This is a genomic window from Actinocrispum sp. NPDC049592 (assembly GCF_040675465.1).
Classification (GTDB): Bacteria; Actinomycetota; Actinomycetes; order Mycobacteriales; family Pseudonocardiaceae; genus Kibdelosporangium.
Genome location: NZ_JBFAPA010000017.1, coordinates 239,860 through 263,606, shown reverse-complemented (window position 1 = coordinate 263,606; position 23,747 = coordinate 239,860). Strand labels below are relative to the sequence as shown.

General features: G+C 69.6%; 22 protein-coding genes. 19 read left to right on the top strand and 3 right to left on the bottom strand.

Annotation, left to right across the window (positions count from 1 at the left end):
* Positions 1-48: 48 nt before the first annotated feature.
* On the top strand, positions 49-1,560 hold the full coding sequence (locus AB0J95_RS36195; RefSeq protein ID WP_364768446.1) for a M1 family metallopeptidase: 1,512 nt from the start codon (positions 49-51) through the stop codon (positions 1,558-1,560).
* A 189-nt stretch (positions 1,561-1,749) separates the two neighbouring features.
* Positions 1,750-2,214, top strand: a complete 465-nt coding sequence (locus AB0J95_RS36190; protein ID WP_364768443.1) for a DUF3592 domain-containing protein — start codon at positions 1,750-1,752, stop codon at positions 2,212-2,214.
* A gap of 22 nt (positions 2,215-2,236) precedes the next feature.
* Here the strand turns inward: AB0J95_RS36190 and AB0J95_RS36185 are convergent, their stop codons facing one another.
* On the bottom strand, positions 2,237-3,070 hold the full coding sequence (locus AB0J95_RS36185) for an inositol monophosphatase (protein ID WP_364768440.1): 834 nt from the start codon (positions 3,068-3,070) through the stop codon (positions 2,237-2,239).
* 154 nt (positions 3,071-3,224) lie between these two features.
* On the opposite strand from AB0J95_RS36185, the gene AB0J95_RS36180 reads away from it, so the two are divergent.
* The 4 genes from AB0J95_RS36180 to AB0J95_RS36165 are packed head-to-tail and all read left to right on the top strand — an operon-like array spanning position 3,225 to position 7,116.
* Positions 3,225-4,328 (top strand): glycosyltransferase family 1 protein, encoded by a 1,104-nt coding sequence (locus AB0J95_RS36180; RefSeq protein ID WP_364768437.1) that lies wholly within the window; start codon positions 3,225-3,227, stop codon positions 4,326-4,328.
* Positions 4,328-5,437 (top strand): glycosyltransferase family 1 protein, encoded by a 1,110-nt coding sequence (locus tag AB0J95_RS36175; RefSeq protein ID WP_364768434.1) that lies wholly within the window; start codon positions 4,328-4,330, stop codon positions 5,435-5,437. The genes AB0J95_RS36180 and AB0J95_RS36175 overlap by 1 nt, the downstream gene beginning before the upstream one ends.
* A gap of 9 nt (positions 5,438-5,446) precedes the next feature.
* On the top strand, positions 5,447-6,154 hold the full coding sequence (locus tag AB0J95_RS36170; RefSeq protein ID WP_364768431.1) for a demethylmenaquinone methyltransferase: 708 nt from the start codon (positions 5,447-5,449) through the stop codon (positions 6,152-6,154).
* Positions 6,151-7,116 (top strand): hypothetical protein, encoded by a 966-nt coding sequence (locus tag AB0J95_RS36165; RefSeq protein WP_364768428.1) that lies wholly within the window; start codon positions 6,151-6,153, stop codon positions 7,114-7,116. Before AB0J95_RS36170 ends, AB0J95_RS36165 begins: the two co-directional genes overlap by 4 nt.
* On the opposite strand, the gene AB0J95_RS36160 is transcribed toward AB0J95_RS36165, so the two are convergent.
* Positions 7,063-8,523 (bottom strand): hypothetical protein, encoded by a 1,461-nt coding sequence (locus AB0J95_RS36160; protein ID WP_364768425.1) that lies wholly within the window; start codon positions 8,521-8,523, stop codon positions 7,063-7,065. The two genes, AB0J95_RS36165 and AB0J95_RS36160, sit on opposite strands and share 54 nt — an antisense overlap.
* Positions 8,516-10,501, bottom strand: a complete 1,986-nt coding sequence (locus tag AB0J95_RS36155; RefSeq protein ID WP_364768422.1) for a hypothetical protein — start codon at positions 10,499-10,501, stop codon at positions 8,516-8,518. The genes AB0J95_RS36160 and AB0J95_RS36155 overlap by 8 nt, the downstream gene beginning before the upstream one ends.
* 104 nt (positions 10,502-10,605) lie before the next feature.
* Here AB0J95_RS36155 and AB0J95_RS36150 point away from each other — a divergent pair, with 104 nt between their 5' ends.
* The 13 genes from AB0J95_RS36150 (at position 10,606) to AB0J95_RS36090 (ending at position 23,708) form a co-directional block, all read left to right on the top strand.
* Complete coding sequence (locus AB0J95_RS36150) at positions 10,606-11,895, top strand: geranylgeranyl reductase family protein (protein ID WP_364768419.1); 1,290 nt, start codon at positions 10,606-10,608, stop codon at positions 11,893-11,895.
* A 759-nt stretch (positions 11,896-12,654) separates the two neighbouring features.
* Entirely contained in the window at positions 12,655-13,062 is a 408-nt protein-coding gene (locus tag AB0J95_RS36145) for an NADH-quinone oxidoreductase subunit A (protein ID WP_364768416.1), read from the top strand.
* 16 nt (positions 13,063-13,078) lie between these two features.
* Complete coding sequence (locus AB0J95_RS36140) at positions 13,079-13,636, top strand: NADH-quinone oxidoreductase subunit B family protein (protein WP_364768413.1); 558 nt, start codon at positions 13,079-13,081, stop codon at positions 13,634-13,636.
* 67 nt (positions 13,637-13,703) lie between these two features.
* On the top strand, positions 13,704-14,393 hold the full coding sequence (locus AB0J95_RS36135; protein WP_364768618.1) for an NADH-quinone oxidoreductase subunit C: 690 nt from the start codon (positions 13,704-13,706) through the stop codon (positions 14,391-14,393).
* Positions 14,390-15,763, top strand: a complete 1,374-nt coding sequence (locus AB0J95_RS36130) for an NADH-quinone oxidoreductase subunit D (RefSeq protein ID WP_364768615.1) — start codon at positions 14,390-14,392, stop codon at positions 15,761-15,763. The genes AB0J95_RS36135 and AB0J95_RS36130 overlap by 4 nt, the downstream gene beginning before the upstream one ends.
* A 101-nt stretch (positions 15,764-15,864) precedes the next feature.
* Positions 15,865-16,623, top strand: a complete 759-nt coding sequence (nuoE, locus tag AB0J95_RS36125; protein WP_364768612.1) for an NADH-quinone oxidoreductase subunit NuoE — start codon at positions 15,865-15,867, stop codon at positions 16,621-16,623.
* 7 nt (positions 16,624-16,630) lie between these two features.
* Positions 16,631-17,920 carry an NADH-quinone oxidoreductase subunit NuoF gene (nuoF, locus tag AB0J95_RS36120; protein ID WP_364768410.1) on the top strand — a complete coding sequence of 430 codons (1,290 nt, stop codon included), beginning with the start codon at positions 16,631-16,633 and terminating at the stop codon, positions 17,918-17,920.
* Positions 17,917-20,379: an NADH-quinone oxidoreductase subunit G gene (locus AB0J95_RS36115; RefSeq protein ID WP_364768407.1), complete on the top strand. Its 2,463-nt coding sequence runs from the start codon at positions 17,917-17,919 to the stop codon at positions 20,377-20,379. Before nuoF ends, AB0J95_RS36115 begins: the two co-directional genes overlap by 4 nt.
* A gap of 43 nt (positions 20,380-20,422) precedes the next feature.
* Positions 20,423-21,718, top strand: coding sequence for an NADH-quinone oxidoreductase subunit NuoH (nuoH, locus tag AB0J95_RS36110; protein WP_364768405.1), 1,296 nt, complete (start codon positions 20,423-20,425; stop codon positions 21,716-21,718).
* Positions 21,705-22,235: an NADH-quinone oxidoreductase subunit NuoI gene (gene nuoI / locus AB0J95_RS36105; RefSeq protein WP_364768402.1), complete on the top strand. Its 531-nt coding sequence runs from the start codon at positions 21,705-21,707 to the stop codon at positions 22,233-22,235. Before nuoH ends, nuoI begins: the two co-directional genes overlap by 14 nt.
* Positions 22,232-23,071, top strand: coding sequence for an NADH-quinone oxidoreductase subunit J (locus AB0J95_RS36100; RefSeq protein ID WP_364768399.1), 840 nt, complete (start codon positions 22,232-22,234; stop codon positions 23,069-23,071). The genes nuoI and AB0J95_RS36100 overlap by 4 nt, the downstream gene beginning before the upstream one ends.
* Positions 23,068-23,367 carry an NADH-quinone oxidoreductase subunit NuoK gene (gene nuoK / locus AB0J95_RS36095; RefSeq protein WP_042182552.1) on the top strand — a complete coding sequence of 100 codons (300 nt, stop codon included), beginning with the start codon at positions 23,068-23,070 and terminating at the stop codon, positions 23,365-23,367. The genes AB0J95_RS36100 and nuoK overlap by 4 nt, the downstream gene beginning before the upstream one ends.
* Positions 23,367-23,708, top strand: a complete 342-nt coding sequence (locus AB0J95_RS36090; RefSeq protein ID WP_364768396.1) for a hypothetical protein — start codon at positions 23,367-23,369, stop codon at positions 23,706-23,708. The genes nuoK and AB0J95_RS36090 overlap by 1 nt, the downstream gene beginning before the upstream one ends.
* Positions 23,709-23,747: the final 39 nt, after the last annotated feature.

Below are 23,747 nucleotides of genomic sequence, written 5' to 3'. Positions count from 1 at the left end.
GTGGATAGGTTCGAACAACCTTTCGCGATACCTGGAGGGGTAATAACCATGTTTCAGCGATCGAGACTGGCGTTGGCCGCCGGAGCGGCCGGAATCGCCACGGTCTTGTTCGGATCACTTGCCGCCGCGGCACCCGCTCCTGGGGCACCGGGTGCGGGCGACCCCTACTACCCCAACGCCGGCAACGGCGGGTACGACGTCTCGCACTACAACATCAGGCTGACGTACAACCCGGCGACGGACCTGTTGTCCGGCACCACCACGATCTCCGCGAAGACCACCCAGGAGCTGTCCAGCTTCGACCTGGACTTCCTGCTGCCGATCAAGTCCATCCGGGTGAACAACCTCCCCGCGCAGACCAGGACCGCCGCGGTCGGCGAGGTCGTCGTGACCCCGCCGCGGCCGCTGGCCAACGGCGCCGACCTCACCGTGGTCGTGCAGTACGAGGGCACGCCGTCGACGGTCAAGGACGCCACCGGGTTCACCGCCTGGAAGAAGACCCCGACCACGACGCTGGCCGTCGACGAGCCGGACATCGCGCCGTGGTGGTTCCCGAGCAGCAACCACCCGACCGACAAGGCCACGTTCGACGTGTCGGTGGCCGTGCCCAACGGCACCGAGGTGATCTCCAACGGTACGTTCGCCGGCACCACCCCGCAGATCAACGGCTGGACCCGGTGGAACTGGCGCAGCCTCAAGCCGCAGGCCACCTACCTGACGTACATCGTCATCGGCCAGTTCGAGATCCGCACCCAGCCCGCCCCGAACGGGCAGCCGATCGTGACCGCCTACGGCGAGGACCTCGGTGACAACGCGGAGTCGGCGCGCGCCAGCATCGAGCGCACCGGTGAGATCATCGAGTTCGAGTCGTCGGTGTTCGGCGACTACCCGTTCGAGGCCCAGGGCGGCGTGGCCAGCACCGGGCTGAACTTCGCACTGGAGAACCAGACCCGCCCGGTGTACTCGGACCGGTTCTTCCGCCGCGGCGCGAACACCTCGGTCATCTCGCACGAGCTGGCGCACCAGTGGTTCGGTGACTCGGTGTCGGTGCAGACCTGGCGCAACATCTGGCTGAACGAGGGCTTCGCCACCTACGCGCAGTACCTGTGGTCGGAGCACGAGAACGAGGGCACGGCCGCCGAGGTCGCCCAGTACTGGTACGACTTCTACCCGGCGAACGACCCGTTCTGGCAGTTCGTCGTGGCCGAACCGGGCTCCGGCAACGAGTTCAACGGCGCCGTGTACGACCGCGGCGGCATCACGCTGCAGGCCCTGCGCACCAAGATCGGCGACGACGCGTTCTTCACGTTGTTGAAGACCTGGACCGCGCAGCACCGCTACGGCAACGCCACCATCGAGCAGTTCATCGCGCTGGCCGAGAAGATCAGCGGCAAACCGCTGTTCGACTTCTTCCAGACCTGGCTGTTCACCAAGGGCAAGCCGGCCGAGGGTCCGAACGGCCCGGCCCCCGCGGGCCTGTCCGCCAAGGCGGCACACGCCAAACCCAAGTCCATCGACCAGATCCAGTACACCCACGAGATCCTCGCCCAGCAGCACTGACCCCATCCCCGCGCATGTCCCACATTCGTGGGGGGTGTGTCGACCATTGGCGGGCCCCGAGTTCCCCGTTCGAGGGAAGTCGGGGCCCGCGAATGTGGGACACGGGGTCCGCGAACGTGGGACACGGGGGCGGCGAACGGGGGACACGCCGGGGAGGGGGTGGGTTGGGGTGGGGGTTAGGGTGCGGGCGTGGCAGCGAAGGTCCGCCGGGTCGCGGCGATCGTGTTGATCAGCCTCGGGGCGGTCGTCACGCTGCTCGCGATCACCCTCGTGATCGGGGCCTACCGGGAGGACGCCGGGCTCAACTCGCGGTCGGTCAAGACCACCGCGGAAGTGGTCTCGGTCGCCTTCGACCGGACCCTGGTGAAGTACGAGACGCCGGACGGGGCGGTGCACCTCCCGCCGGACGGCGTGGGCTACCCCAGCGGCCTGCAGGTGGGGCAGCTGGTCGAGGTGGAGTACGACGAGGCCCACCCGGACCTGGTCAAGGTCGCGGGGCGCGGGGCGTACCTGTCGCTGATGCCGGCCGGCACGCTCGTCCTGTTCACCTGGTTGATCGTGGTTCCGCTGGTGTGGCTGCTGCGCCGCACGGCTCAGCCCACTTCGCGGACTCCCGCCGGGCCCGCTGAGGTTCCGGCCGAACCGGCCGGTTGACCGCCGAGACCGCCTCCAGTCCTCAGGCGGTGGCGGTTTCCTGCCACCAGCTGAGGACCTCCTCCGACACCCCTGGCGCGGCCACCAGGAGCCCGTCGACGGGTAGCGCGGTGTCCGAGCCGTGCCGGTCCCACACGACGGCTCCGGCCTCGATCGCCAAAGCGACAGCGCCCGCCACGTCCCACTCGTGGTAGCTGTGCAGCACGGCCGCGGCGGCGTGACCCAGTGCGACCTGAGCGATGGCCAATGCCGCCGACCCCAGCACCCGCACCCCGGCGTGCGCGAGGGCCGCGCGTTCGATGAACCCGCCCATCCCCGGCCACGGCCCGGTGCGGGTCAGCTCCGTGCACACGATGGCCCGCGCGCACGTGAACCTGTCGGTCAGCGACACCTGCACGCCGTTGGCCCGCGCACCACGGCCCCTGGCGGCGGCGTAGATCTGGCCGCGGTACGGGTCGGCCACGACGCCCACGACCGGCCCGGAGGCGTCCACCAGCGCGAGGCTGTAGGCACACCACGGGACTCCGGCGACGTAGTTGGCCGTGCCGTCCACCGGGTCGACCACCCAGCGGTACTCGGCCTCCTCGGAGCCAAGGTCCGCGCCGAACTCCTGGCCCACCACCGGGAACCCGGGGAACTCGGCGGTCAGCACCCGGCGGGTGTGCCGTTCGAGGGTCCGGTCGGTGTCGGTGACCCAGTCGAAGGGCGAATCCTTGCCACCAGGCCGCGCCCCACGCCCGGCGGTCGCTGTGATGACATCTGTGGCGTCATTGGCCAGTCGCCCGGCCACTTCCAGGGCCCTGGACAGCAGACCAGGCTCCACAGGCCTGGGTGGGCGCGATGACAAGAGGGTCATGCCGACCTAGAGTGACCGCGCTGGGTGTCCTTCCGGCGACGGGGAGATGTCCAGCGGGGGATGGCAAAACCACACGTTGGAAGTTTCGGCTTCGTTCCCCGGCTGGTCACGCGCCCGTCGCCGCAGTGCTCGGATCCGGGCTCATCGTGAGGCCGTGCGAGTCGCCATTGTCACCGAGAGCTTCCTGCCGCAGGTGAACGGCGTGACCAACTCCGTTCTGCGGGTGGTCGAGTACCTGCGGGCACACGGGCACGAGGCGCTGATCGTCGCCCCGGGCCCCGGGCCGGAGCACTACCTGGACGCTCCGGTCGTCCGGACCATGGCCGTGGACGTGCCGGTCGTCACGTCGCTGCCGATCGGCGTGGCCGGGCCGAAGGTCACCACGGCCCTGCTGGACTTCGAACCGGACGTCGTCCACCTGGCGTCCCCGTTCGTGCTGGGGTTCGGGGGGCTGCGCGCGGCCCGGCGCCTGGGGGTGCCGACCGTCGCGATCTACCAGACCGATGTGGCGGGGTTCGCGTCCGCGTACGGGCTTGCCCGTGGGGCAAGAGCCGCGTGGCGCTGGATCAAACGCCTGCACTCGTTCGCCGACCGGACCCTGGCCCCGTCCAGCGAGGCCGTGCGGTCCCTGGTCGACCACGGGATCCCCCGCGTGTTCCGCTGGGGACGAGGGGTCGACACCGCCCTGTTCAAGCCGGAACGCCGCGACGACGCCCTGCGCGACGAGCTGGCGCCCCACGGCGAACTGCTGGTCGGGTACGTGGGCCGGCTGGCGCCGGAGAAGCAGGTCGACAAGCTCGCCGCGGTCAGCGACCTGCCCGGGGTCCGGGTGGTCGTCGTGGGGGACGGGCCGGACATGGACCGGCTGCGCGAACGTTTGCCGCGGGCGGCGTTCCTCGGCTTCCGCACCGGAGAACCGCTGGCCGAGGCGTACGCGAGCCTGGACGTGTTCGTCCACACCGGACCGCACGAGACGTTCTGCCAGGCCGTGCAGGAGGCGATGGCCTCGGGTGTGCCGGTCATCGCGCCGGACTCCGGCGGCCCCCGTGACCTCGTTCAGCACGGCAAGACCGGCTACCTGCTCAGCGACCTGCAGACCGAGCTGCGGCCCGCGGTCGACAAGCTGGCCGACGCGGCGCTGCGGGCCCAGTTCGCGGCGGCCGGGCGGCGGGCCGTCCAGGGCCGCACCTGGCCGGCGATCTGCGACGAGCTGATGGGTCACTACGACGCGGTGACCCGGCTGGCCCAGGCGGCGTGATGCGGGTCGTCCAGCTCGCCAACTTCTACGGACCGAAGTCGGGCGGCCTGCGCACCGCCCTGCACCACCTCGGCGCGGGCTACAGCGCCCAGGGGCACGAGGTGATCCTCGTTGTCCCTGGGACAAGGCCGGCCGACGAGTGGATCGCGGGCGGGGTGCGCAGGATCACGCTGACCGCGCCGCGGATCCCCGGCACCGGCGGCTACCGCGCGGTCGACCCGTGGCGGGTCCGCAAGCTGCTGGAACGGCTGAGACCCGACCGCCTGGAGGTCTCCGACCGGCTGACCCTGCGCGGGATGGGCCGCTGGGCACGTGAGCACGGCGTGCCGAGCGTGGTCATCTCGCACGAACGCCTCGACCGGCTGCTGGAACAGTTCCTGCTGCCCTCGCCGTGGGCGCGCAGCGTCGCCGACTTCGCCAACCGCCGGATGGCCGCCGCGTACGACACCGTGGTGTGCACGACGGAGTTCGCCCGCGAGGAGTTCGACCGGATCGGCACCACCAACGTCCGCCGCGTCCCGCTCGGCGTCGACCTCGCGACCTTCGCGCCACAGAACCGAAGCGACTCGCTGCGCCGGGATCTGGCACCGGATGCGGAGACCCTTCTGGTCCATTGTGGACGACTGTCGCCGGAGAAGCACGTCGAGCGGAGCGTGGACACCCTCGCGCGGCTGCACGCCGAGGGGCACAGCGCCAGGCTCGTCGTGGCCGGGGACGGGCCGAGCATGAACTCCTTGCGCCGCAGGGCATCCGGGCTGCCGGTGACGTTCCTCGGGTTCGTGCAGTCGCGGATGGATGTGGCCCAGTTGCTCGCCACGGCCGATGTCTCGCTGGCACCGGGTCCACATGAGACATTCGGGCTCGCCGCGCTGGAGGCCCTTGCCTCGGGGACACCGGTGGTCGTGTCGGCCTCGTCGGCGTTGCGCGAGATCGTCCGGCCCGACTGCGGAGCGGCAGTGGACGATCACGCTGGGGCGTTCGCCGGCGCGGTCGAAGATCTTCTGGCCGCCCCGGAACCCTGGCGCCGGGCCGCCGCCCGGGCCCGCGCGGAGGAGTTCGGCTGGCCTTCCTCGGTACACGGCATGCTGGCGGCCCTGAGTCTTGTCTAGAGTGCGCACATGTCCCGTGCCAGTCTCGACAAGAACCCGCACGAGGTCGCCGAGATGTTCGACGGCGTCGCCCGGCGGTACGACCGGACCAACTCGGTCCTGACGCTCGGCTACGACCGGCGCTGGCGTGAGATGACCCGCAAGGTGCTCGACCCGAAGCCGGGCGAGCGGATCCTGGACCTCGCGGCCGGCACCGGGGTCTCCACCGTGGCGTTCGCCCGGGACGGCGCCTGGTGCGTCGCGGCCGACTTCTCGGTGGGCATGCTGCGCGGGGGCGCGGCCCGTGAGGTGCCGAAAGTCGCTGCCGACGCGATGCACCTGCCGTTCGCGGACGACTCGTTCGACGCGGTCACCGTGGTCTTCGGCATCCGCAACTTCCACAGCACCGTGGACGCCCTGAAGGACATGCTCCGGGTGGTCAAGCCGGGCGGCCGCGTGGTGGTCTGCGAGTTCTCCCGGCCCCGGTTCAAGCCGTTCCGGTCGATCTTCTACTGGGGGATGAAGAGCGTGGCGCCGGCCATCGCCAAGGTGGTCTCGTCCAACCCGGAGGCCTACCGGTACCTGGGCGAGTCGATCAAGGACTGGCACTCGCAGCTGTCGCTGGCCGAGGTGATCTCCGAGGCCGGCTGGGCCGACGTGGAGTGGCTGGATCTGACGTTCGGCGTGGTCGCCCTGCACCGAGCCATCAAACCCGGGGCGGCCAAGCCCGGCGCATGATCCCGGTCCAGTACTGCACGGAGCTGTCCTTCTCGCCCGGCCTGACCGAGCTGGCGGTGATCGCCGGTACCGAGCCGCCGGCCATCGGCATCCACGAGGTGCCCTCGACGCAGTTGGTGCGCAGCCTGCCGCTGCCCGGTATCGACCGCGTGCACACCTGGTCGAGGGGTGTGGTGCATCTCGGGGCGGCGGTCGTGCACCTGGAACAGCTGACCTGGCAGAGCCCCCGGACCTGGCGGATCGTGCGGCACCGGGCGCCGGACTGGCAGCGGGAGGTCCTCGCCGAGTTCGACGAGGAGCACTCGGTCGGGCTGCGCGCGGTTCCCGGCGGGTTCGTGGTGGTCCGCGCGGCCGAGTTCCTGTTCGGCGGCGCGGACGGCCCGCTGCGGGATCCGGCCGGGGTTCCGGAATTCGCGAACCGCGAGGTCACTCTGCTGGACGCGCACGCCGGGACCGGGCGGATCGCGGTGGTCAGCAAACCGAAGCCCTGGGCGCCGGGCCGCTGGCTGACCGTTCTGCGCCCGGACCTCACCGTGCTCGCGGAGCAGGAACTCGAGTTCGAGGACCACTACGGCTGGTTCTGCGGGCCGGACCTGCTGGTCACCTTCGGCGAGTGGCAGTCCATGACCTGCTTGCGGATAGCGGACGGGGAACTCCGGGACGTGGGCGGGACGCACCTGCTCAAGCAGAATCGTTCGTACGGCGTGCACTCCATGCCGTTGGGGCTCACCACGCTGCCACTGCGCAACCTCATCGCGGTCGAGCAGGAGTACGGCCTGCCGACGCTGTGGCTCGATGCCGTGACAGGCAAGGACACCGAGCCACCGCCCTACCGCGACCGGTTCCCGGTCTGGGCCTCACCCAACGGCCAGTACCTGGTTTTCGTCGCGGACCACAGCAGGCTGGAGCTAGCGACTGACCCAGCGTTCGCGCCAGGCGACGTCGAGCCGGATCGCGTGTAGCGCCAGGCCGTGCCGGACCAGGTGGGTCAGCACGTCCCGTTCGGCCCGGTCGCACAGGTGGCTCAGCGCGTCGGGCACGTCGACCGGCTTGATGGCCGGGTCAAGGGCCGCGGAGATCTTGGCTCTGCCGCGGACGGTTCCGGTCGGCGAGATACGGGCGCGGCAGTAGTCGACGCGGCCGCCGGTGCCCAGTTTGGCCAGCACGAGTTCGGGCACGTCGATCGTGCGCCCGGTCTCGTCGCGGACCAAGGGCATCTCCCAGGAGGTCCAGATCGGCCGATGTACCGCGGTGTCGTTGACGTGCAACGACACTGGGCCGGTGCGCAGCACCTTGTAGTCGCATGCCGGGGTATCGCCGATCGGGCTGGGGGCGCGGGCATCGCGCCGGCGCGTGAGACCACAGTCGCGCGCCACCGCGCCGAGTCCGGCGCTGATCGGCACGCACAGGCCCGTTGGGGTGGCGGCGGTGACGCGGGCGGGCGCGACCGGCGTGATGATGTTGATGAACGCGATCTCCTGCAACGACACCTCGGACACCGCGAGGACGCCGACGTTGCGGGCCATCAGGTCGGACGCGATCGACCCGGACGAGCCGATCCGCGCCGGCCCGACGAACGTCAGCAGGTGCGCGGTGTCCGGCAGGCCCTGCGGGGCCCAGCCGAACATCTCGACCTTCTTGCGTTGGTACACATCGGGTTCGTGCCGCAGCACCGACCACCACTCGCCGCGCACCCGGCCGAACCGCCGGTCGGTGACCTGCAGGCCCATCCCGTGCTCGGCGGCCACCCACGCGATCTTCCGCACCAGCGCCAGGCGTTTGCGCGGGTTGCCGCTGTCCAGGCCGATCAACATCCGCAGCGCCATCCCGTTGGACACCCTGGGCGCCTCGCCGGACCCGTCCGCCCGGTAGCGCGGCGGCGGATCCTTGTACGGGGCGACCGGGGACTGCAGGAACAGGATCGGCACCTCGAGCCCCGCCGCCGCGGTCATCGCCTTGTACGCGCTGGTGATCATCAGGGAGTCGGCGAAGTCCGGGCGCCACGGATCGTGCCCGAGGGTGACCAGGATCTCGGTGGAATGCGTGGAGTCGTACAGGAAGTCGGGGTTGATCACCACGCTGCCGTCGTAGAGCCCGTCGTCCACCTCGGTCGCGATCACCCCGGCGCTTGGCTGCCCGGGTGTCATCGGCGACCACGTGTGCAGCCGGAACCCGACGCCGCCGATCTGGGTGGCCAGCATCTCCCCGGCCACCTGCAACGGGTCCGACGGCGGCGCGGTGTCGAACATCGGCTCCCGGTCGGTGTCGTCGAAGTGGCCCACGTTGAACCGCACGGCCGCGCTCGCCGCGCCCGCGGCCCGGGCCGCCACTTTGGCCAGCGCGGGGTACTGCCGAGTGATGTCAGCCACGGCTGTCCCGTCCCAGGGTCGAGAAGTTCACCGCACAGTCCCGTTTGGTGTCCTTGCGGCCGATCTCCGCGATCAGCCAGCCGGGGCTGACCTTGTTGACCGGCACCAGGTTGCGCCGCTTCGCCCGCCGCGCCACCGCGTCGGCCAGCAGCAACAGGATAAGCAGGGCAAGACCGGCGATCGCCACCGCGAACGGCGCAGCCAGCCCGTCGGCATGCACGGACGCGACACACAAAGCCAGCACACCCGCGATCGCCATTGCCGCGTAGGCCACATATCTGGGGAACAGTCTCAGTCTGCCCAGCACGGATCGGCGGGATGGGATGGCCAGCCTGGACAGCAGCAGACCGGGAACCAGCAGCAGGACCGTGACCACCGCGTCCGCCGACGCCAATGGGTTGCCGCCGTTGACATCCGGCGACAGTTTGGCCCCGATCGGGCCCAGTACCGGGATCCCGCCGAACAACTGCGGTCGCAGGACCAGCGCGAAGCCGAGCACCAGCAGCGTGACCCCGAGCAGCAGGGTGGAAACGCTGCTGGCCAACGAGGGTTCGTCGGCGAGCGAGATGTACACGTTGGCCTCGACCGGTTCCACGGACTGCGGATCCGAGCCGAACGGGCGGCGGCGCCAGTGCGCGTGGCCCGCGTTGTCGCGGGGATCGTTGTCCACGTACAGGTCCTGGTCCATGTCCTCGGACTCGAGCTGGTCGGCGATGCGGCGCAGGACGTCCGCGGTGAACACCCCGTCGGCGAGCTTGCGGTAGTGGTCGGCCTCGTAGCGTTGGGCGAACCCGGAAAGCCAGGTCACCGGCAGGTCGTTCTCGTCCTTGGCCGGGAAGGGCGGCTGGCGGTTGGTGAAGCCGGTGTAGCAGTAGGCGAGGTAGTCCTTGAACGAAGCCAGATCCCGGTGCCTGCGGCGGCCGAACTCGGCCAGCCGGGAGGCGATGCTCTGCAGTTCCTGTTCGAGGAGCTTGGGAGACACGGCGTTCAGGTCCTCGTACTCGTCGGCGACCGCACGGATGTCGTTGACGAGGCTTCGCAACGCGGGACCGTCGACGTCGCTGGTCAGGAAGAACCGGCGGACCTGGATCTCCGGCGGGACTTCGATGGTGACGTGGTACGAGTTCACGGCTCTGGGGATGACCGTCTGATATCGCACGGTGAACTCGTGTTCCGGGATCGCGCCCCACACCAGTGACCGCCTCCGGTTGGCATAGGCGGGCATGACGGGTGCCTCGAACTGGAGGAACACCTGGGGGTTGGCGGTCGGGACCTCGGTGACCAGGAGGTACTCCGAGGACGCGATGTCCAGCAGCCTCAGGAAGGCGCTGTCCTCCGGGAAGAGCTGGGCGAGGGCCTCCTCGGCGCGCTCGCGGATGCTCTCCGAGTCGGTCTTGCGGTTGCGGCGGGCGTGGTCGGCGGGCAGGTCCCAGTGGTGGCCGCCGTTGTCGATCAGGTTCGCGATGGTCGCCTGGATCAGCCACCGGGATCGGTGCAGGCCGTGGCGGATGCCGTAGAGGGTCTCGTGCGGGTCGGTCGCCCGCGGGTCGGCTTCGAGGAACATCCGGAACGCCTTGGACATCCCGTGGGTCAGGGCCCGCGCGGTCTCCTGGTGGGTGGCCCGCGGCATGACCCCGCCCGAGGAGTCGCGCACGACGACGGGCGCCTGGTCGGTCCGGGCCTGCCTGGCGACGGGGAGCCAGACGGCCTTGGGTTGCTTGGTGTTGTCGGGATCCGACCTCAGGGCCTGTTTCTGGTCGGGGGTCAGGACGGTCAGGTTGACGTCGATGCTGACCGAGCGGGTCATGTGGGTGGAGTCGGCGAGGGTGAGGGCCTCGGACATCCGGTCGACGTGTTCCAGGCGCAGGGCCAGGGCGAGCAGGTTGAGCCCCAGTGCCTCCTGGTAGGCGTTGGCGGTGGGCGGTGATGTCGGGATCGGCGTCTGCCAGAGCGCGGAGCGCAGCCGTTCCAGAGTCATCCCCTTATCGTGTCGCAGCTCACACCCGGTTCACAAAGCTAGAATCGGGTGAACGGAGATCGTGAAAGCCTTCACAAGCCTGATCGACAGCGAGGAGCCCGCGGATGAGCACGCGCCGACACCCGGACGACGACGCCGAGGTGATCGTCGTCGGCGCCGGTCCAGCCGGCTCGACGGCCGCAACGTACCTGGCGCGGGCCGGGGTGGATGTGCTCCTGCTGGAGAAGTCCCAGTTCCCCCGCGAGAAGGTGTGCGGCGACGGGCTGACCCCCAGAGGCGTGAAGCAGCTGGTCGACCTCGGGATCGACACCAGCGAGGAAGCCGGGTGGGTGCACAACAACGCCCTGCGGATCATCGCGGGCGACCTCGTGCTGCACCTCCCGTGGCCGGAGCTGTCGTCGATGCCGCCCTACGGGGTGTCGCGGACGCGGCAGGACTTCGACGAGCTGCTGGCCAAGACCGCCGAGCGCGCGGGCGCGCGTCTGCAGCAGAACACCACCGTTCTGGGTGCGGTGACCTCCCCCACGGGGCGGGTTGTGGGTGTGCGGGCGAAGATCGGGCCTTCGCGGACCGAAGTGACCTACAAGGCGCCGCTGGTGCTGGCCTGCGATGGGGTTTCCGCGCGGCTGGCGTTGTCGGTGGGGATCGACAAGATCGACTCGCGGCCGATGGGGGTCGCGGTCCGGCGGTACTACGCTTCGCCGCGGTCCAAGGACGACTTCATCGAGGGGCACCTGGAGCTGTGGGACCGGAGCGACCCCGCGAACCCCAAGCTTCTGCCCGGGTACGGGTGGGTTTTCCCGCTGGGGGACGGGACCGTGAACGTGGGGCTGGGGACGCTGTCGACCTCGCCTTCGTTCCGGAACACCGACTACCGGGCGTTGCTGCGGCAGTGGCTGGACTCGACTCCCGAGGAGTGGGGGTTCCGGGAGGAGAACGCGCTCGGGAAGGTCGGCGGGGCTGGGCTGCCGATGGGGTTCAACCGGACACCCCACTATCGGGACGGGCTCCTGTTGATCGGGGATGCTGGGGGGATGGTCTCTCCGTTCAACGGGGAGGGGATCGCCGCGGCGATGGAGTCCGCTCGGATCGCCGCTGAGTGTGTTGTGCAGGCTCTTGCTCGGCGGCCCGGGTTGTCGCGGGAGAAGGCTCTGGAGGCTTACCCCGCGGCGATACGGGATGTTCTCGGTGGGTACTACCGGTTGGGGAACATCTTCGCGAAGGTCATCGGGCGGCCTCGGATCATGCGGCTCGCCACCCGGTATGGGTTGCGGGTGAACGCTCTGCTTCCTTTGGTGCACAAGGGGTTGTCCGGGTGCTTTGATCCTCGGGACGGGGATGTCGTCGACCGGATGATCTCCGTTGCTTCCCGGTTGGCTCCTGCGCTTCGTTAGGTGGGCTGCGCTGGTCTTTAGGTGGGGCTGCGTTGCGCGGCCTTTAGGTGGGGTTTGCGCTCGCCGCGCGGCTGACCACCCAGAGGGGGTGCCGGGGTGCCCCCGGCTTCGCCCAGGCCATACCGGAGGGAGAGAGCACGAGGGCGGGGTCTGGTGCGCTTGCGCGCTCAGTTGCGGGTTGCGTGCGGGGACGCTGCATCTGACGATGCGCTTGAGGTTGGGTCGTCTGCCCCGGTCCCTCCGACTTCCAGCCCGCAGCTCGCCTCCGCTGTGCTCGCCTCCGGATCGTCCGCGCATTCGATCGACTTCCAGCCCCCACTGCTCGCCTGGCGCTGTGCTCCCGAATGGCCCGAACTATGGGCAGCTTCGGCGCTTCCTCCCCGGGCCACCCCGCTTCTCGGCCGCGCCGCCCAACTGTTCCCAGCCTGCCGATGGGCGCCGATTTTGTCTGGTTCTTGCCATCGGGGTGGATGTCCAGACTGGGATGAGGAGGGTCACAGGGGTTGTTCGGTGCCCGCCGGTTTCCTTCTGTGCGGTAGGTCCTAGACTCTCGCATGTCCTGTGAATCGCTTCACAAACTCATGGGATGGCTTGTGAAGACTTTCACAAGCGGGTCGACGAACGTTCTCGCTGGCTGGGGCGGCCAAACGCCAACCGGACGGGTGTCAGGTTAGGGCTGCCTAACCACGAGGGGTGTGAGCAACACCCCTTAGGGTGCCGACGAGGCGTGAGAGGCGCGGGGAAAGGACGGCGACGTCAATGCTGGACGACGTGGTGCTGCTGGCAGAGGGCGGAGGCACCGAGCTCGGCTCGTATCTGCCGTTCGTGTTCCTGTTCTTGCTGGGTCTGGGGTTCGCCGCGGTCTCAGCGATGCTGGGGTCGCTGGTCGGTCCCAAGCGGTACAACCGGGCCAAGATGGACGCCTACGAGTGCGGCATCGAGCCGTCTCCGCACCCCGTCGTGGGCGGCGGGCGGGTGCCGGTGGCGTACTACCTCACGGCGATGCTGTTCATCCTGTTCGACATCGAGATGGTCTTCCTCTACCCCTTCGCGGTCACCGCGAAGGCACTGGGCGCGTTCGGCCTGGTGGAGATCGTCCTGTTCATCGCGACCGTCGGTTTCGCCTACGCATACGTGTGGCGGCGAGGCGGACTGGACTGGAACTAGAGGGGGCTGACCACCAATGGGTCTCGAAGAGAAGCTTCCCAACGGGATCATGCTGGCCGGCTTGGAAAAGCTGGTGAACTGGGCGCGCAAGAACTCGGTGTGGCCCGCGACGTTCGGGCTGGCCTGCTGCGCGATCGAGATGATGACCGTCGGCGGCGCCCGCTACGACTACGCGCGGTTCGGCATGGAGCGGTTCAGCGCCAGCCCCCGCCAGGCCGACCTGATGATCGTGGCCGGCCGGGTGACCAACAAGATGGCGCCCGTCCTGCGGCAGATCTACGACCAGATGCCCGAGCCCAAGTGGGTCATCGCGATGGGTGTCTGCGCGTCGTCCGGCGGGATGTTCAACAACTACGCCGTCGTGCAGGGTGTCGACCACGTCGTGCCGGTGGACATCTACCTGCCCGGCTGCCCGCCGCGGCCGGAGATGCTGCTGGACGCGATCCTCAAGCTGCACGCCCGGATCTCGGAGGAGCCGCTGGGCGCCAAGCGCGCCGCGGCCCTGGAGGCGGCCGGGTTCCAGAAGACCGAGCTGATCCCGTCGTCCCAGCGCTACGCCAAGAAGAAGGGCTGAGCCGGTGACCACCCCAGGCGACGAGCACTCCAGCGTCGACCGGCCCGCGCAGGACGCGCAGGAGTCGGTGGAGCCCCGCGACGCCACCCCGAAGCCCGGCGTGGTGTCCGGCCGCACCCGGCAGGGCATGTTCGGTGTCTCCGGCACCGGCGACACCTCCGGCTTCGGCGGCCTGCGGCTGCCCGCGTACAGCCCCGCCCCGGCGGAGCGGCCGTACGGCGGCTGGTTCGACGAGTTCACCGACGAGCTGCTCGCGACGTTCTCGCACCGCAACATCCCGGCCGAGGCGATCCTGCAGGTCACCGTCGACCGCGGCGAGATCACCTACTACGTCGACCGCGCGCACCTGGTGAAGATCTGCCAGGCGCTGCGCGACGAGCCCGCTCTGCGCTTCGAGCTGTGCAGCTCGGTGTCCGGTGTGGACTACGGGGTGGACGTCCCGCAGCGGCTGCACTCGGTGTACCACCTGACATCGATGACGTTCCGCCGCCGGATCCGGCTCGAGGTCTGCGTGGACGTCGACGACGCGCACATCCCCAGTGTCGTCGGGGTCTACCCGACCGCGGACTGGCAGGAGCGCGAGACCTACGACATGTTCGGGATCGTCTACGACGGCCACCCGGCGCTGACCCGGATCCTGATGCCGGACGACTGGGACGGCTTCCCGCAGCGCAAGGACTACCCGCTCGGCGGCATCCCGGTCGAGTACAAGGGCGCGGAGATCCCCCCTCCTGACCAGCGGAGGTCTTACTCCTGATGACCGAGAACCTTTCCGACTACCAGACCGGGACGAGCTCGGACGCCTCCACCGGCGGCGACCCGTACGACGCCGAACTGCGTGAGACCACCGAAGGCCCGATCTACAACGTCTCCGGCGGCGACTGGGACGAGGTCCTCGAGGACGCCACGCACGACGAGCGGATGATCATCAACCTGGGGCCGCAGCACCCGTCCACGCACGGCGTGCTGCGCCTGGTGGTCGAGCTGGAGGGCGAGACCGTCACCCAGGCCCGCGCGGTGATCGGCTACCTGCACACCGGGATCGAGAAGAACTGCGAGTACCGGACCTGGACCCAGGGCGTCACGTTCATCACCCGGACGGACTACCTGGCGCCGCTGTCCCACGAGGCCGCGTACTGCCTGGGCGTGGAGAAGCTGCTCGGCGTCGAGGCCCCGCGCCGCGCCCAGCTGATCCGCCAGCTGCTGCTGGAGATCAACCGGATCAGCTCGCACTTCGTCTACCTGGCCACCGGCGGCATGGAGCTGGGCTCCACCACCGCGGCCGCGCTCGGCTTCCGCGAGCGCGAGGTGCTGCTGCACACCCTGGAGTACATCACCGGCCTGCGGATGAACCACGCGTTCATCCGGCCCGGCGGGGTCGCCCAGGATCTTCCCGAGGACTGGCAGGACTACCTGACCAAGTTCGTGAAGACCATGGAAGAGCGCATCCCCATGTACCACAAGCTGTTCACCGGGCAGCCCGTGTGGCGCAACCGCTTGAAGGACGTGGGCTACCTGCCGCTGGACGGCTGCCTCGCGCTCGGCGTGACCGGCCCGGTGCTGCGCTCCGCGGGCCTGGCCTGGGACCAGCGCAAGATCGAGCCGTACCTCTGCTATGACGAGGTCGACTTCGAGGTGCCCACCTCGACCGACGCCGACTGCTGGGCGCGCTACCTGATCCGCATGGCGGAGATGGACGAGTCGCTCAAGATCATCAAGCAGACCATGAAGCTGCTCAAGGAACCCGGCCCGGTCATGGTCGAGGACAAGAAGATCGCCTGGCCCGCGCAGCTGACCATCGGCCCGGACGGGATGGGCAACTCGCTCGAGCACGTCCGCAAGATCATGGGCCAGTCGATGGAGTCGCTCATCCACCACTTCAAGCTGGTGACCGAGGGCTTCCACGTGCCGGCCGGACAGGTGTACGTGCCGATCGAGTCGCCGCGCGGCGAGCTGGGCTACCACCTGGTGTCCGACGGCGGCACCAGGCCGGTGCGCGTGCACGCCCGCGAACCAAGCTTCATCAACCTGCAGTCCTTCCCCGCCATGGCCGAGGGCGGGCTGATCGCGGACCTGATCGCCGCGGTCGCTTCGATCGATCCAGTCATGGGTGGTGTGGACCGATGACCACTTCCGGGCCGGGGCAGACCTACGGCGGCTCGTCCGTCGGCGGCGGCCCCACCTTCCAGTCCACTGTGGACGACTCGCGCGAGGCCGCGGTCGCGTCCATGCTCCCCGAGGAGCAGACCGCCAAGCTGGTCACCGAGGTCCGCGAGGACCTGGCGGTGTTCGACGGGATCGTCGAGAAGGCGCGCGAGATCATCGCCCGCTACCCGCAGTCCCGTTCCGCGCTGCTGCCGATGCTGCACCTGGTGCAGTCGGTGCAGGGCTACGTCAGCCAGGCCGGCATCCAGTTCTGTGCCAGGGAACTGGATCTGGCCGCGGCCGAGGTCAGCGCGGTGGCGACGTTCTACACCATGTACAAGCGCAAGCCGTGCGGTGAGCACCTGGTCTCGGTGTGCACCAACACGTTGTGCGCGGCCATGGGCGGCGACGCGATCTACAAGACGCTGCGCGAGCACCTGGGTGAGAACGGCAAACCCCTGGGCCACGAGGAAACCGTGGGCACCCCGGGCGAGCGGGGCTCGATCACCCTGGAGCACGCCGAGTGCCTGGCCGCCTGCGACCTCGCGCCCGTGCTGCAGGTGAACTACGAGTTCTACGACAACCAGACCGAGGAGAGTGCGGTCGAGCTGGTGGACGCCCTGCGGCGCGGCGAGCGCCCGGCGCCCACGCGGGGTGCGCCGCTGACCGACTTCAAGGACGCCTCGCTGCAGCTGGCCGGGTTCTTCGACCGTGAGTCCGATGTGGACGGTCCGTCCGCGGCGACCGAGACGTTGCGCGGGGCCCAGCTGGCCAACGACCGGGGCTGGACCGCCCCGGCGATGCCGTCGAACGTCGCGTTCCCTGACCTGGACAAGAAGTGAGGCTGGGATGAGCACACCTGACCCCGTCACACCGGTACTCACCAAGCGCTGGCTCTCGCCGCGCTCGTGGTCGATCCAGACCTACGAGCAGCTCGAGGGCTACACCGCGCTGCGCAAGGCGCTGACCGCGACGCCCGAGCAGCTCGTGCAGGTGGTCAAGGACTCCGGCCTGCGCGGCCGCGGCGGCGCGGGCTTCCCGGCCGGCCTGAAGTGGTCGTTCATGCCCCCCAACGAGGACAAGCCGCACTACCTGGTGATCAACGCCGACGAGGGCGAGCCGGGCACGTGCAAGGACATCCCGCTGATGATGGCCGACCCGCACTCGCTGATTGAGGGCTGCGTGATCGCCTCGTACGCGATGCGGTCGCACCACTGCTTCATCTACGTGCGCGGTGAGGTCCTGCACTGCATCCGCCGGCTCAACCAGGCGGTGAAAGAGGCGAAGGCCGCGGGCTACCTCGGCACGAACATCCTCGGCTCGGGCTACGACCTGGAGATCACCGTCCACGCCGGAGCGGGCGCGTACATCTGCGGCGAGGAGACCGCTCTTCTCGACTCGCTCGAGGGCCGCCGTGGCCAGCCTCGCCTGAAGCCGCCCTTCCCGGCGGCGGCAGGGCTCTACGCGGCACCCACCACAGTGAACAACGTCGAGACGATCGCGTCGGTTCCCTACATCATCAACGGCGGGTCCGAGTGGTTCCGCAAGATGGGCACCGAGAAGTCGCCCGGCCCGAAGATCTACTCGATCTCCGGTCACGTGGAGAAGCCCGGCCAGTACGAGGCCCCGCTCGGCACGACGCTGCGGCAGCTGCTGGAGCTCGCGGGCGGCATGAAGGACGGCATCCCGCTGAAGTTCTGGACCCCGGGCGGGTCGTCCACCCCGATGTTCACCGCGGAGCACCTCGACGTGCCACTGGACTTCGAGGGCGCGGCCGAGGCCGGTTCGATGCTGGGCACCACCGCCGTGCAGGTCTTCAACGAGACCGTGTCGGTGCCGTGGGCCGTGATGAAGTGGACCCAGTTCTACAAGCACGAGTCCTGCGGCAAGTGCACTCCCTGCCGGGAGGGCACGTACTGGCTGACCCAGATCCTCGAGCGGATGGTCGACGGCAACGGCACCGAATCCGACATCGACACGCTGCTGGACATCTGCGACAACGTGCTGGGCCGGTCGTTCTGCGCGCTGGGCGACGGTGCGGTCAGCCCGATCACCAGCGGCATCCAGTACTTCAGGGACGAGTTCCTCGCGCTGTGCGAGAAGAACCGCAAGCCGGCACTGGCGGGAGCAAGCCGATGACCGTGGCACCCGAACGCAACGAGCTGCCATCCGAGAAATTGCCAGTGCCGGAGGGGCACGTCGCTCTCGTCATCGACGGCATCCAGGTGGTGGCCCCCAAGGGCGAGCTGCTGATCCGCACCGCCGAGCGGATGGGCATCACCATCCCGCGGTTCTGCGACCACCCGCTGCTCGACCCGGCCGGCGCCTGCCGCCAGTGCCTGGTCGAGGTGGAGATGGGCGGTCGGCCGATGCCCAAGCCGCAGGCCTCCTGCACCATCACGGTCGCCGACGGCATGGTCGTCAAGACGCAGCTCACCTCGCCGGTGGCCGACAAGGCCCAGCAGGGCGTGATGGAGCTGCTGCTGATCAACCACCCGCTGGACTGCCCGATCTGCGACAAGGGCGGCGAGTGCCCGCTGCAGAACCAGGCGCTGGCGCACGGCCGCGCGGACTCCCGGTTCGTGGACAAGAAGCGGACCTTCCCGAAGCCGATCCCGATCTCCACCCAGGTGCTGCTGGACCGCGAGCGCTGCGTGCTCTGCCAGCGGTGCACCCGGTTCTCCGCGCAGATCGCCGGTGACCCGTTCATCGAGCTGCTCGAGCGCGGTGCCCACCAGCAGATCGGCATCGCCGAGGAGAAGCCGTTCCAGTCGTACTTCTCCGGCAACACCATCCAGATCTGCCCGGTCGGTGCGCTGACCAGTGCCGCGTACCGGTTCCGGTCGCGGCCGTTCGACCTGGTGTCCACCCCGAGTGTCTGCGAGCACTGCTCGTCCGGCTGCGCCGAGCGCACGGACTGGCGGCGCGGCAAGGTGATGCGCAAGCTCGCCGGCAACGACCCCGAGGTCAACGAGGAGTGGATCTGCGACAAGGGCCGGTTCGCGTTCCGGTACACCACCGCGGCCGACCGGTTCCTGCGCCCCATGGTGCGGGACAAGGAGTCCGGTGAGCTGAAGGAGGCCTCCTGGACGGAGGCTCTGCAGGTCGCCGCGACCGCGCTGACCGAGGCCAAGGCCAAGGGCGTCGGTGTGCTGCCCGGTGGCCGGCTGACCGTCGAGGACGCCTACGCCTACGCGAAGTTCGCCCGCGTCGCCTTGGGCACCAACGACATCGACTTCCGCGCCCGGCGGCACTCCGCCGAGGAGCTGGACTTCCTTTCGTCCACAGTGGTCGGCACCACCCCGGCGACCGGCGTGACCTTCCAGGGCATCGAGGCCGCGCCCGCCGTGCTGTGCGTGGCGTTCGAGCCGGAGGAAGAGGCGCCGATCGTGTTCCTGCGGCTGCGCAAGGCAGCCCGCAGGGGCCGGACCAAGGTGTTCCACATCGGACAGTGGACCTCGCCCGCGGTCGAGAAGACCAACGGCACCCTGCTGGCCACCCCGCCCGGTGGCGAGGCCGCCGCGGTCGACGCGCTGGCGCAGCACGCGCCGGACGTCGCCGAAGCGTTGGGGCAGCCGGGTTCCGTGGTCCTGGTCGGCGAGCGCGCCGCCCAGATCCCTGGCCTGTTCTCCGCCCTGCTGCGGCTGGCCGCCAAGACCGGCGTGCAGCTGGCCTGGATCCCGCGCCGCGCCGGTGAGCGCGGTGCCCTCGAGGTCGGCGCGCTGCCGAACCTGTTGCCCGGCGGGCGCCTGGTCGCCGACGACGCGGCTCGTGCCGAGGTCGAGCAGGCCTGGGGTCTGGAGCCGGGCACGCTGCCCGCGCAGCCGGGCCGCGACCTGCACGGCATCCTCGAGGCCGCGGCGAACCGGCAGCTCGGCGCGCTGGTGGTCGGCGGGGTCGACCCGTACGACCTGCCCGACCCCGACCTGGCCATCGAGGCCCTGCAGAAGGCCGGGTTCGTGCTCAGCCTGGAGCTGCGGCCCAGCGCGGTGACCGAGTACGCCGACGTGGTCCTGCCGATCGCCCCGGCGGTGGAGAAGGCAGGCACCTACCTCAACTGGGAGGGCCGCCGCCGCGAGTTCGCCACCACGCTGGACGGCACCGGCGCGCTGCCCGACTGCCGCGTGCTGGACACCCTCGCGGTGGAGATGGACGCGGACCTGTTCACCCAGACCCCGGCCGCGGCCGCGGGCGACCTCGCCCGGCTGGGCGCCACGGCCGGCCGCAAGGCCGCCGAACCCACGCTGGAGTCCCGCCAGGCGGGTCTGCCGCAGAGCGACGGCCAGGTCCTGCTGGCCACCTGGCGCCAGCTGCTGGACAACGGGTCGCTGCAGGCCGGCGAGCCGCACCTGGCCGGCACCGCCCGGCGCGTGGTGGCCCGGCTGTCCGAGCACACCGCGGCGGTGCTGGGCGTGGACAAGGCCGAGGCGGTGACGGTGTCGACCGCCCGCGGCTCGGTCACGGTCCCGCTCGAGTACGCCGACCTGCCCGACGGCGTCGTGTGGCTCCCGGGCAACTCCGACGGCAGCACGGTCGGCCGCACCCTCGGCGCCGGCCACGGCACACCGGTGAACGTGCAAGCGGGAGGCAACTCGTGAGGTCCATCTCGATCACCCGCTCGCGAGGGGAGGCGACACCACAATGACCCGGGCACAACTGCTGGCCGATGACCCGATCTGGCTGATCCTGCTCAAGGTCGTGTTCATCTTCCTGTTCGCGCTGCTCGTCGCCATGATGTGCGTGTGGGGCGAGCGCCGGCTGATCGGCCGCATGCAGAACCGGCCCGGCCCCAACCGGGTCGGCCCGTTCGGCCTGCTGCAGCCGATCGCGGACGCGCTCAAGCTGCCGTTCAAGGAAGAGATCATCCCGGTCACCGCGGACCGCAAGGTCTACATGCTGGCGCCGGTGATCGCGCTGTTCCCGACGTTCATCGCGTTCTCGGTGATCCCGTTCGGCGGCCAGGTCTCGATCTTCGGCGAACAGACCGTGCTGCAGCTGGTCGACCTGCCGGTCGGCGTGCTGGTGGTGCTGGCCTGCTCCTCGATCGGCGTCTACGGCGTGCTGCTGGCCGGCTGGTCGTCCGGTACGCCGTACCCGCTGCTCGGCGCGCTGCGGTCGGCCGCGCAGGTGATCTCCTACGAGATCGCGATGGGCCTGTCGATCGTCGGGGTGATCCTGCAGTCCGGGTCGCTGTCGCTGGGTGACATCGCCGAGTCGCAGCACGGCCTCTGGTACGCGGTGGCGCTGTTCCCGAGCTTCCTGATCTACGCGGTGTCGATGGTCGGCGAGACCAACCGCGCCCCGTTCGACCTCCCCGAGGCCGAGTCGGAGCTGGTCGCGGGCTTCCACACCGAGTACAGCTCGATGAAGTTCGTGATCTTCTACATCGCCGAGTACATCAACATGATCATCGTCTCGGCGGTGGGCACCACGTTGTTCCTCGGCGGGTACATGGCCCCGTGGCCGATCTCGCTGATCGACGGCAACTACTTCAACAGCGGCTGGTGGCCGATGTTGTGGTTCGTCGTGAAGATCGCGATCCTGCTGTTCGTCTTCATCTGGCTGCGCGGCACGCTGCCCCGCTACCGCTACGACCAGTTCATGAAGCTGGGCTGGAAGGTCCTGGTCCCGCTGAACCTGGTGTGGATCGTGGTGCTGGCGGTGTGGAACGTGCGCGGTGGCCTGTCCGGCGGCGACGCGCTGGTGGTGTTCGGCGTGACCCTGCTGGTGATCATCGCCGCGGTGTTCATGATCCCGGACCGCCGCAGCAAGGACACCGGCCGCGTGCCGCTGTCCGGCGGCGACTACCCGGTGCCGCCGCTGGACCTGCAGATTCCGAGCAAGCCCAAGCGGACCAGGCAGGCCCGCTCGCGCGCCGGCCGGCGGCAGACCGTCGCCGCCGCGGCCGCAAAGGAGGTCGAAGATGGGTCTGTTTGATCCGCTCAAGGGCTTCGGCGTCACCTTCGGGATGATGTTCAAGAAGGTGGCGACCGAGAAGTACCCCGAGGTCAAGAAGGTCACCGCGCCGCGCTACCACGGCAAGCACCAGCTCAACCGGCACCCGGACGGGCTGGAGAAGTGCGTCGGCTGCGAGCTGTGCGCGTGGGCCTGCCCGGCGGACGCGATCTTCGTCGAAGGTGGCAACAACACCGAGGAAGAGCGTTATTCCCCGGGTGAGCGCTACGGTGCCGACTACCAGATCAACTACCTGCGGTGCATCGGCTGCGGCCTGTGCATCGAGGCCTGCCCGACCCGCTCGCTCACCATGACCAACGAGTACGAGCTTGCCAACGACAACCGCCAGGTCCTCATCTTCACCAAGGAGGACCTGCTGGCGCCGCTGCTGCCGGGCATGGAGCAGCCGCCGCACCCGATGCGGCTCGGCGAGAACGAGCAGGACTACTACGTCAACGGTCCCGAGCTGGCCAAGAAGGCAGCGGAGGGAGCCAAATGACCGGGCAGCTCCTGCTCGCTCAGGGCGCCGAGGTGGCCAAGGTGTCCACCGGCGAGGCGATCATGTTCTGGATCCTCGGCCCGATCGCGCTGGGCGGGGCGATCGGCATGATCTTCGCCCGCAACGCCGTGCACTCCGCGATGTTCCTCGTGGTGACGATGCTCAACCTGGGCATCATGTACATGATCCAGCAGGCGCCGTTCCTCGGCTTCGCGCAGATCATCGTCTACACCGGCGCGATCATGATGCTGTTCCTGTTCGTGATCATGCTCGTCGGGCGGGACTCCTCCGACTCCGTGGTGGAAGTCCTCCGCGGGCAACGGGTCACGGCGGCGCTGCTGGGCATCGGCCTGGCCGGCCTGCTGGTCGGCGGGGTCGCCGAGGCGCTCACGTCGGTCAGGCCGGTCGGCCTCAACCAGCCGAACACCACCGGCGCCGGCAACGTCGAAGGCGTCGGCCGGCTGATCTTCCAGGACTTCCTGTTCCCGTTCGAGCTCACCTCGGCGCTGCTGATCACCGCCGCGCTCGGCGCGATGGTGCTGGGCTACCGGGACAAGTCCAAGCGCCGCAGCCAGCGCGAGACCGCCGACGCCCGCTTCCGGGGCGAGCACTCGCGCATCTCGCCGCTGCCCGGACCGGGTGTGTTCGCCACCGCCAACTCGGTCGCCACCCCGGCCCTGCTGCCGGACGGCTCGGTCGCCCCCGAGTCGCTGTCCGAGATCATCGAGGCCACCGCGTCCCGCCGGCTGGCCGGCGACGTCGAGTCGGTCGCCGGCGCGGTCCCCGGCCCGGACGCGCGCGCGCTCAAGGGTTCCGCTGAGGAGGGGGAGAAGTGACCCCGACGTACTACCTGCTGCTGTCCGCGTTGCTGTTCACCATCGGCGCGGTTGGCGTCCTGGTGCGCCGCAACGCCATCGTCGTGTTCATGTGCGTGGAGCTGATGCTCAACGCGGTGAACCTGACCCTGGTGACGTTCGCCCGGATCAACGGCTCGCTGGACGGCCAGGTGATGGCGTTCTTCGTGATGGTCGTGGCGGCCGCCGAGGTCGTGGTCGGCCTGGCGATCATCATGTCCATCTTCCGCACGCGCCGCACGGCGTCTGTGGACGACGCCAACCTGCTGAAGTACTGATGTCGCTCGCCAAGGCCCCGGAGGCGGAGATGTACGAGGTGCAGTACCTCGCCCTCATGGTGGGCGCGGCTCTGCTCCTCGGCGCCGCGCTGTACACAGCCGTGCGGTTGTGGCAGCGCCGCGGTGCGGTGCTGCTGAGCATCGGTCTCGCCGTCGCCGCCCTTGGCCCGGTGACGATGATCGGCTCGATGTGGCTGGGACTCAGCCGCGGCGCCGCCGCGGCGAGCACGCTCGCGGTGGGCCTGATGGAGATCACCGCCGCCGTGATGATCGTTCTCGCGGTTCCGCCCCTGCTGGGCCGGAACCGATTTGTTGACGCAGAAGTAGAGGGGACAGCGTGACTCCGACGCTCCTAGCCTCCGCAGCGCAGGCCCCGGAGG